This window comes from Microbacterium sp. SYP-A9085 (assembly GCF_009649635.1).
In the GTDB taxonomy this organism is placed as follows: domain Bacteria; phylum Actinomycetota; class Actinomycetes; order Actinomycetales; family Microbacteriaceae; genus Microbacterium.
Window position 1 is genome coordinate 231,946 of sequence record NZ_WJII01000005.1, and the last position, 6,667, is coordinate 238,612.

General features: G+C 70.0%; 9 protein-coding genes and 1 tRNA gene. 3 read left to right on the forward strand and 7 right to left on the reverse strand.

Annotated elements, in window-relative coordinates; genetic code table 11:
• Positions 1-3 precede the first annotated feature (3 nt).
• Positions 4-687 carry a hypothetical protein gene (locus GH740_RS11580; RefSeq protein ID WP_153746236.1) on the reverse strand — a complete coding sequence of 228 codons (684 nt, stop codon included), beginning with the start codon at positions 685-687 and terminating at the stop codon, positions 4-6.
• Positions 688-707: 20 nt separating this feature from the next.
• Between GH740_RS11580 and GH740_RS11585 the strand changes: the two genes are divergently transcribed.
• Positions 708-1,601 (forward strand): acyl-CoA thioesterase, encoded by an 894-nt coding sequence (locus tag GH740_RS11585; protein WP_367641514.1) that lies wholly within the window; start codon positions 708-710, stop codon positions 1,599-1,601.
• Positions 1,602-1,613: 12 nt separating this feature from the next.
• Here the strand turns inward: GH740_RS11585 and GH740_RS11590 are convergent, their stop codons facing one another.
• The 5 genes from GH740_RS11590 to msrA form a co-directional block, all read right to left on the reverse strand.
• Positions 1,614-2,108 carry an acyl-CoA thioesterase gene (locus GH740_RS11590; protein WP_367641515.1) on the reverse strand — a complete coding sequence of 165 codons (495 nt, stop codon included), beginning with the start codon at positions 2,106-2,108 and terminating at the stop codon, positions 1,614-1,616.
• On the reverse strand, positions 2,101-3,780 hold the full coding sequence (gene ettA / locus GH740_RS11595; protein WP_153746238.1) for an energy-dependent translational throttle protein EttA: 1,680 nt from the start codon (positions 3,778-3,780) through the stop codon (positions 2,101-2,103). The genes GH740_RS11590 and ettA overlap by 8 nt, the downstream gene beginning before the upstream one ends.
• A gap of 106 nt (positions 3,781-3,886) precedes the next feature.
• Entirely contained in the window at positions 3,887-4,405 is a 519-nt protein-coding gene (locus GH740_RS14140) for a hypothetical protein (protein WP_367641516.1), read from the reverse strand.
• 54 nt (positions 4,406-4,459) lie between these two features.
• Positions 4,460-5,068: a single-stranded DNA-binding protein gene (gene ssb, locus GH740_RS11605; protein WP_172978359.1), complete on the reverse strand. Its 609-nt coding sequence runs from the start codon at positions 5,066-5,068 to the stop codon at positions 4,460-4,462.
• Positions 5,069-5,250: 182 nt separating this feature from the next.
• Positions 5,251-5,775 (reverse strand): peptide-methionine (S)-S-oxide reductase MsrA, encoded by a 525-nt coding sequence (gene msrA, locus GH740_RS11610; protein WP_153746240.1) that lies wholly within the window; start codon positions 5,773-5,775, stop codon positions 5,251-5,253.
• A 110-nt stretch (positions 5,776-5,885) separates the two neighbouring features.
• Here msrA and GH740_RS11615 point away from each other — a divergent pair, with 110 nt between their 5' ends.
• The gene (locus GH740_RS11615) at positions 5,886-6,143 is read left to right on the forward strand and encodes a hypothetical protein (protein ID WP_172978360.1); all 258 of its coding nucleotides are present in this window, start codon (positions 5,886-5,888) and stop codon (positions 6,141-6,143) included.
• A gap of 5 nt (positions 6,144-6,148) precedes the next feature.
• Here the strand turns inward: GH740_RS11615 and GH740_RS11620 are convergent, their stop codons facing one another.
• Positions 6,149-6,361, reverse strand: a complete 213-nt coding sequence (locus tag GH740_RS11620; RefSeq protein WP_153746241.1) for a methyltransferase — start codon at positions 6,359-6,361, stop codon at positions 6,149-6,151.
• A 103-nt stretch (positions 6,362-6,464) separates the two neighbouring features.
• Here GH740_RS11620 and GH740_RS11625 point away from each other — a divergent pair.
• Positions 6,465-6,537, forward strand: a tRNA-Arg gene (locus GH740_RS11625).
• The last annotated feature ends 130 nt before the right edge of the window (positions 6,538-6,667 follow it).

The following is a 6,667-nucleotide window of genomic DNA, read 5'->3' on the forward strand; positions in this document are numbered from 1 at the left end:
CCGTCAGCGGCGGCGCTCCCCGGTCCGACGGACCGCCGTCATCCCGGTGTGGGCCGGTCCCCGCCACAGCACGTGGCCGCGGAGCAGCGAGATCCGCGTCCAGCGCCCGTGCGTGCGCACCGGCGCCGTCTCCGCCTCCGCGCCGAGGAATCCGAGCGTCATCGCCACGAACGCGACGCCGCGCGGGTAACCCGCGAGGTCCTCGTCGGGTGCGCTCCACACCTCGCCGCGCACGCGGCGCACGACGAGGTCGCCCGGGTCTATCGGGAGCGCGTGCGCGACCGCCGACATCCCCCACTGCGCGCGTTCCCGCAGCCGTTCGCCGTCCAGCGGGGGCGCGTCGACCCACCCGCCACGGGGCACGGCCGCGGCCGCCCACAGCGGCTTCTCGATCGCCGTCGCCGGCAGCAGCACGACCCGCGGGTCGTCGGGCGCCGCCTGCAGCGTGACGGCTTCGACGACGAGGTCGCACTCGAGCTCGGGATCGACCGGCAGGGCGCGCAGTCCCAGGATCGTGGGGGTGCCGTCCAGCAGGCCCTGCCGGACGAGGGGCGCCGCGGAGGTGACCAGGGTGCCGCCGGCGGCCCGCAGGTGCACGGCGCCGTCACCGGCCCGCGCGGCGCGACCGGCGAACGTGAGCAGGTCGGCGGCGGCGTAGGCATCGGGGAAGACAAGGCGCTCGGCCATCACGTCCTAAGCTAGTCCACGTGACGGATGCCGCTCCTGCCGACCCGGTCGATCCGATCGCGTCACTGCTGCGGGTGCTGGACCTGTCCGGCTCGGACGCGCGGACAACCGAGGACATCTTCGTCGGCCAGTCCCAGCCGATGCCGCACGGGCGGGTGTACGGCGGACAGGTGCTCGCGCAGTCGATCGTCGCCGCGCAGCGCACCGTCGAACCCGAGCGCACCCCGCACTCGATGCACGGCTATTTCCTGCGTCCGGGCGATGCGCAGGCCAGCATCACGTTCGCGGTGGACCGCATCCACGACGGCCGGTCGTTCACGACGCGGCGCACCCAGGCGTTCCAGCACGGCGTGCCGATCTTCTCGATGATTGCGTCGTTCGAGGACGAGACTCCGGGTCTGGACCATCAGATCCCGATGCCGGACGACGTGCCCGATCCGGACGAACTGCCCGACGACGAGGTGTTCCTGCCGCTGGCGCACCCGCTGTCGCGCCGGCACTTCGGCGCGCGGCCGCTGGACCTGCGGCACGTGCCGTCGGCGCTGTCGGAGCCGGCGCAGGGACCGGCGCAGCAGCGTCAGGCGGTGTGGATGCGCACCACGCGCCGGCTGCCGGACGACCCCGCCGTGCACCGCGCGGCGCTCGTGTATCTCACCGACCTGACGATCCAGGAATCGATCCTGCGCGCGCACGGACTGACCTGGTCGACGCCGGGGCTCAAGGTCGCCAGTCTCGACCATGCCATGTGGTGGCACCGCGACGGGCGCGTGGACGAGTGGATCCTCTACGTGCAGGAGTCGCCGAGCGCCCGCGCCGGCCGCGGCCTTGCACAGGGCCGGATCTACTCGCGGGACGGCGTGCTGCTGGCGTCCGTCGCCCAGGAGGCCATGGTCCGCGTCCCGTCGGCGACCTGACGAAGCGCCGGCTCAGTGCCGGTGCGCGTAGACGATGGGAGCGCCGAGGTAGGGCGTCCAGGCGTCGCGCTCGACCGCGCTCAGCCGCAGCGGACGGCCGGTCAGGGCATCCACCTTCACGACCACCGCGGTCGACCGCGCGTACACGTGCTGCCCGCTCTCGCCGGCGGTCTCGCGGGGCGAGCAGACCTCATAGCAGACCTCGATGCTCGACCCGCCGAGCGCCCCGAACCACATCTGCACGTCGAGGGGATGCCGCTGGTACGGCACCGGGGCGACGTACTCGATCTCCTGTCGGGCGATGAGCGTGAGGATGCCGCTCCCGCGGCCGGCGTCCAGGACGGCGGTGTCGGGGCCGTGCTCTCCGGTCGCGGGGCGCCAGAACGCGCGCACGCGCGCCTCTTCGAGAAGCTTGAGCATCGCGGTGTTGTTGACGTGGTTGTAGGCGTCCAGGTCGCCCCACCGCAGCGGGATCGGGACGTGCAGGCGCCGCCCGTGCTCAGTCACGGGTGAGCTTGCGGTACGTCGAGCGGTGCGGGGTGGCGGCATCCGCCCCGAGCCGGTCGATCTTGTTCTTCTCGTACGCGTCGAAGTTGCCCTCGAACCAGTACCACCGGTCCGGGTTCTCCTCGGTGCCCTCGTACGCGAGGATGTGCGTGGCGATCCGGTCGAGGAACCACCGGTCGTGCGTGATCACGACGGCGCAGCCGGGGAACTCCAACAGCGCGTTCTCCAGAGACTGCAGCGTCTCGACGTCCAGGTCGTTGGTCGGCTCGTCGAGCAGGAGCAGGTTGCCGCCCTGCTTGAGGGTGAGCGCCAGGTTCAGACGGTTGCGCTCGCCGCCGGAGAGCACACCGGCCTTCTTCTGCTGGTCGGGGCCCTTGAACCCGAACTTGGACACGTACGCGCGCGACGGGATCTCGGTCCTGCCGACGGTGATGATGTCCAGGCCGTCGGAGACGACCTCCCACAGCGTCTTGTTCGGGTCGATCCCGGCGCGGCTCTGGTCGACGTAGCTGATCTGGACGGTCTCGCCGATCTTGAGGTCGCCGCCGTCCAGCGGCTCGAGTCCGACGATCGTCTTGAACAGCGTGGTCTTGCCGACGCCGTTGGGGCCGATGACGCCGACGATGCCGTTCGGGGGCAGGCTGAAGCTGAGTCCGTCGATCAGCGACCGGCCGTCGAAGCCCTTCTCCAGCTTCTTCGCCTCGATCACGACACTGCCCAGGCGCGGCCCCGGCGGGATCTGGATCTCCTCGAAGTCGAGCTTGCGGGTGCGCTCGGCCTCCGCCGCCATCTCCTCGTAGCGGGCCAGGCGCGCCTTGGACTTCGCCTGGCGCCCCTTCGCGTTGGAACGCACCCACTCGAGCTCGTCGGCGAGGCGCTTGGCGAGCTTCACGTCCTTCTTGCCCTGCACCTGGAGGCGCTCGGACTTCTTCTCGAGGTACGTGGAGTAGTTGCCCTCATACCCGATGAGCCGGCCGCGGTCGACCTCGGCGATCCATTCGGCGACGTTGTCGAGGAAGTACCGGTCGTGGGTGACAGCGATCACCGCGCCGGAATACTTCTGCAGGTGCTGCTCGAGCCACTGCACGCTCTCCGCGTCGAGGTGGTTCGTGGGCTCGTCCAGCAGCAGCAGATCGGGCTTCTGCAGCAACAGCCGGGTGAGGGCGACGCGGCGCTTCTCGCCACCGGACAGGTTCGACACCTGCGCGTCGCCGGGCGGGGTGCGCAGGGCATCCATCGCCTGCTCGAGCTGGGAGTCGAGGTCCCACGCGTCCGCGGCGTCGATCTCCTCCTGCAGGGTGCCCATCTCCGCCAGCAGCGTGTCGAAGTCGGCATCCGGGTCGCTCATCAGGGCGGAGATCTCGTTGAAGCGGTCGAGCTTGCCCTTGATGGCCACGCCCTCCTGGATGTTCTCCAGCACGGTCTTGGACTCGTCGAGCTCGGGCTCCTGCATGAGGATGCCCACAGAGAAGCCGGGGGCCAGGGCCGCCTCGCCGTTGGACGGGTGGTCGAGGCCCGCCATGATCTTCAGGATCGTCGACTTGCCGGCGCCGTTCGGACCCACCATGCCGATCTTCGCGCCAGGCAGGAACGCCATCGTGACGTCGTCGAGGATCAGCTTCTCGCCGACCGCCTTGCGGGCACGGACCATCTGGTAGATGTACTCAGCCATCGAAAAACATGTCTCCCTGCGTCAGGCGTCAGCGTCCCAGCCTACCGGTCCCGCCATCCCGCCCGCTGTGCGGTGACAGGCCGCGGCGGGCGTGCGGACGGGCCGGTCACCAGTCGATCGTGCGGGTCTTGCCGATCAGGCACCGGTCGTCGGCGAGCCCCGGCAGGACGACGGTCACGGGGGCCCCCGTCGTCGGTCCGACCTGGCCGACCAGGCATTGGCCGTCCTTCCAGTGCACCGAGAACTGGATGCTCTCGGCGGGGTTGCCCACGGTGGAGTGGTCTTCGGTGACCTGCATCACGGCCTTGTCGAATCCCGCCTTCGCGAGCGCGTCGATGTATGCGCGCCCGTGGACCCGGTCCTTGCCGGCCCACACGCCGGCGGTGACCTGCCGAAACAGCGGCAGGTTGTCCTGCGCTGTCCCGGATGGCACGAGCACCGGCGCGGCCGGGGTGGGGCTCGGGGACGCGGTCCGCAGGGGCGCGGACGACGCGGACCGGGGTGCGGAAGGCGACGCGCCCCCGTCGGCGGGCGCACACGCGGTGAGAGTCCCGACGGCGGCCAGCGCGACGAGCGCCGCGGCGTACCCGCGCACGCCAAGGAGACGGGCGGGACGGGTATGCACGCCTCGAGTCTAGGCGGAGGGGTGGGTGCGCTTCGGGTACGCACGCACCCCGGTTCAGAACGGCACGTCGGCGTACTCGCGCTCATCGCCGCTCGACACACCGGGCAGCGCCGGCCTGGGCGGGATGTCCGGCTCCCCCGACCCGTCAGGCTCACCCGCGGCGGCCTCGGTCGGGGCAGACTCGGGTGGCACGCCGGCATCCTGCTCCGGGGGCTCCGCGCCGGGCTGCACCGTCGGCCACTCCTGCTCGCCGGAGTCGTCCGTCGCGTCCGCGGACCCGCCGCCCGGTACGCGCCACTGGTTCGAGCCGCCGACCTTCGTGTACACGGTGGTCCCCCATTTCAGGTCGTGGCCGACGGCGTCGGCGACGATCTCGACACTGACGCCCTTGCCCTTCTCGTTCTCCCAGTGGCGGATCTTGAGCCGCCCGGTGACGATGACCGGGTCACCCTTGCGCAGCGACGCGAAGACATGTTCGCCGAGGCGCCGGAACGCCGCGACCTGGTACCAGTTCGGATCGTCCTCCACCCACTCCCCGCTGCTGCGGTCCTGATGGCGCTGATTGCTGCCCACCCGGAAGTTGGTCACCGTGACCCCGTTGCCGATCAAGCGCTGCTGGGGCTCGGCGGCGAGGTTTCCGGTGATCGTGATCGTGTCGCTCATCTCGCTCTCCTTTCCGACACGCCCGGGCAGCCGCCCGGCTGCCCCGGTGCCCGGTGCCCGTTCGAGCACCGGAGCCGTTCCACTGTGTCGCGCCCGCAACGGCGACGGGGCCGGCATCCACTCATCTGTGGACGCCGGCCCCGAATTGCCGAATTCAGGCCTCCTGGGGAGGAAGCGACGGTCTAGGCCACCGCGTACTCCGAGAACCGGGCGCGCACCTTGTTCACCTTCGGAACGGCGACGGCCAGGCAGTATCCCTGCCCGGGGTTCTTGCGGAAGAAGTCCTGGTGGTAGTCCTCGGCGGGGTAGAACGGCTGCACCGGCTGGATCGTCGTGACCAGGTCGCCGTCCCACCACCCGGACGCGCGGTCACGAGCCGCCTCGAACAGCGCCTTCTGTTCGTCGTCGGCGTAGAACATGGCGCTGCGATACTGCGAGCCGATGTCGTTGCCCTGGCGGTCCACCTGCCGCGGGTCGTGCATCGTGAAGTACGCGTCGAGGATGACCTCGGGGGCGATGACCTCGGGGTCGAACGTCACCGCGACCGTCTCCGCGTGCCCGGTGGTTCCGGTGCACACCAGTTCATAGCTCGGGTCGGCCACCGTTCCGCCGGTGTAGCCGGACACGACCTCCGTGACCCCGCGCAGAGCCCGGTATGCGGCATCGAGACACCAGAAGCATCCTCCTGCGAGCACGAACGTCTGCATGATCTCTCCTCCTGGCCGCTCCGTGCGGCGCACAGGAGTCAACGTTACGCCCGCCGTGCGTGTTCCGGATGTCCGAGGTCGTACGTATCTTCGAAGACAAGGAGGTCCAGATGACCATGACCGTCACCACCGGGATGCCGCCGCGTCTGCGCACCGGCACCCGTCTCACCCTTGCCCCCATCGCCGCGGATCTCTGGCGGGTCCTCGACCCGGCGGGGCTCATCATCGGCCACATCGCCGCGCGGTCCGATCCGGGCGGCACCCGCTACCGGGCACGCCGCTATCACCCGGAGTCGAGGGCTTTCGTCGATCTGGGCGAGTTCTGGTCGATCGGGGACGCGGTCCAGTGTCTGCGCTACATGCGGTGACCGGGTCAGTGCTGTTCGAACCGCGGCCAGTCACTGCCCGCGGGCATCGCCGAGTAGAGGGCGGACTTGGCGACATCCATCGTCGGGTACGTTCCCAGCGACGCGTCGGCACCCGCCATCGTCACGATGAATCCTTCTGCCGCCTCGCGGATGCTGCCCGCCACCCCTGTCGCGCCGTACGCCACCCACAGAGAGTGTCGCTGCTCGGTGTGCTCCATGATCGAGCTCCTTCCGCCTCGCTGCCGACGCTACGCCGTGGGCACCGGACCCGCCAGCCGGTTCCCGATCGCCGCCCGGTCCAGGTAGCCTGGTCTCACCCATCCCTCCGTAGCTCAGGGGACAGAGCGAGCGGTTTCTACCCGCCAGGTCGGGGGTTCGAATCCTCCCGGAGGGGCCGTGTGATGAGTCGCGTCATAGGTCTCATCTGAGTCGCGACATATGTCACGTTTTGGAAGTCCCGGGCCATCGGCCTGGGGCTTTCATCGTGTTGCGCCAGTAGGTTTTTTCGGGGTTGATGGTGTTGA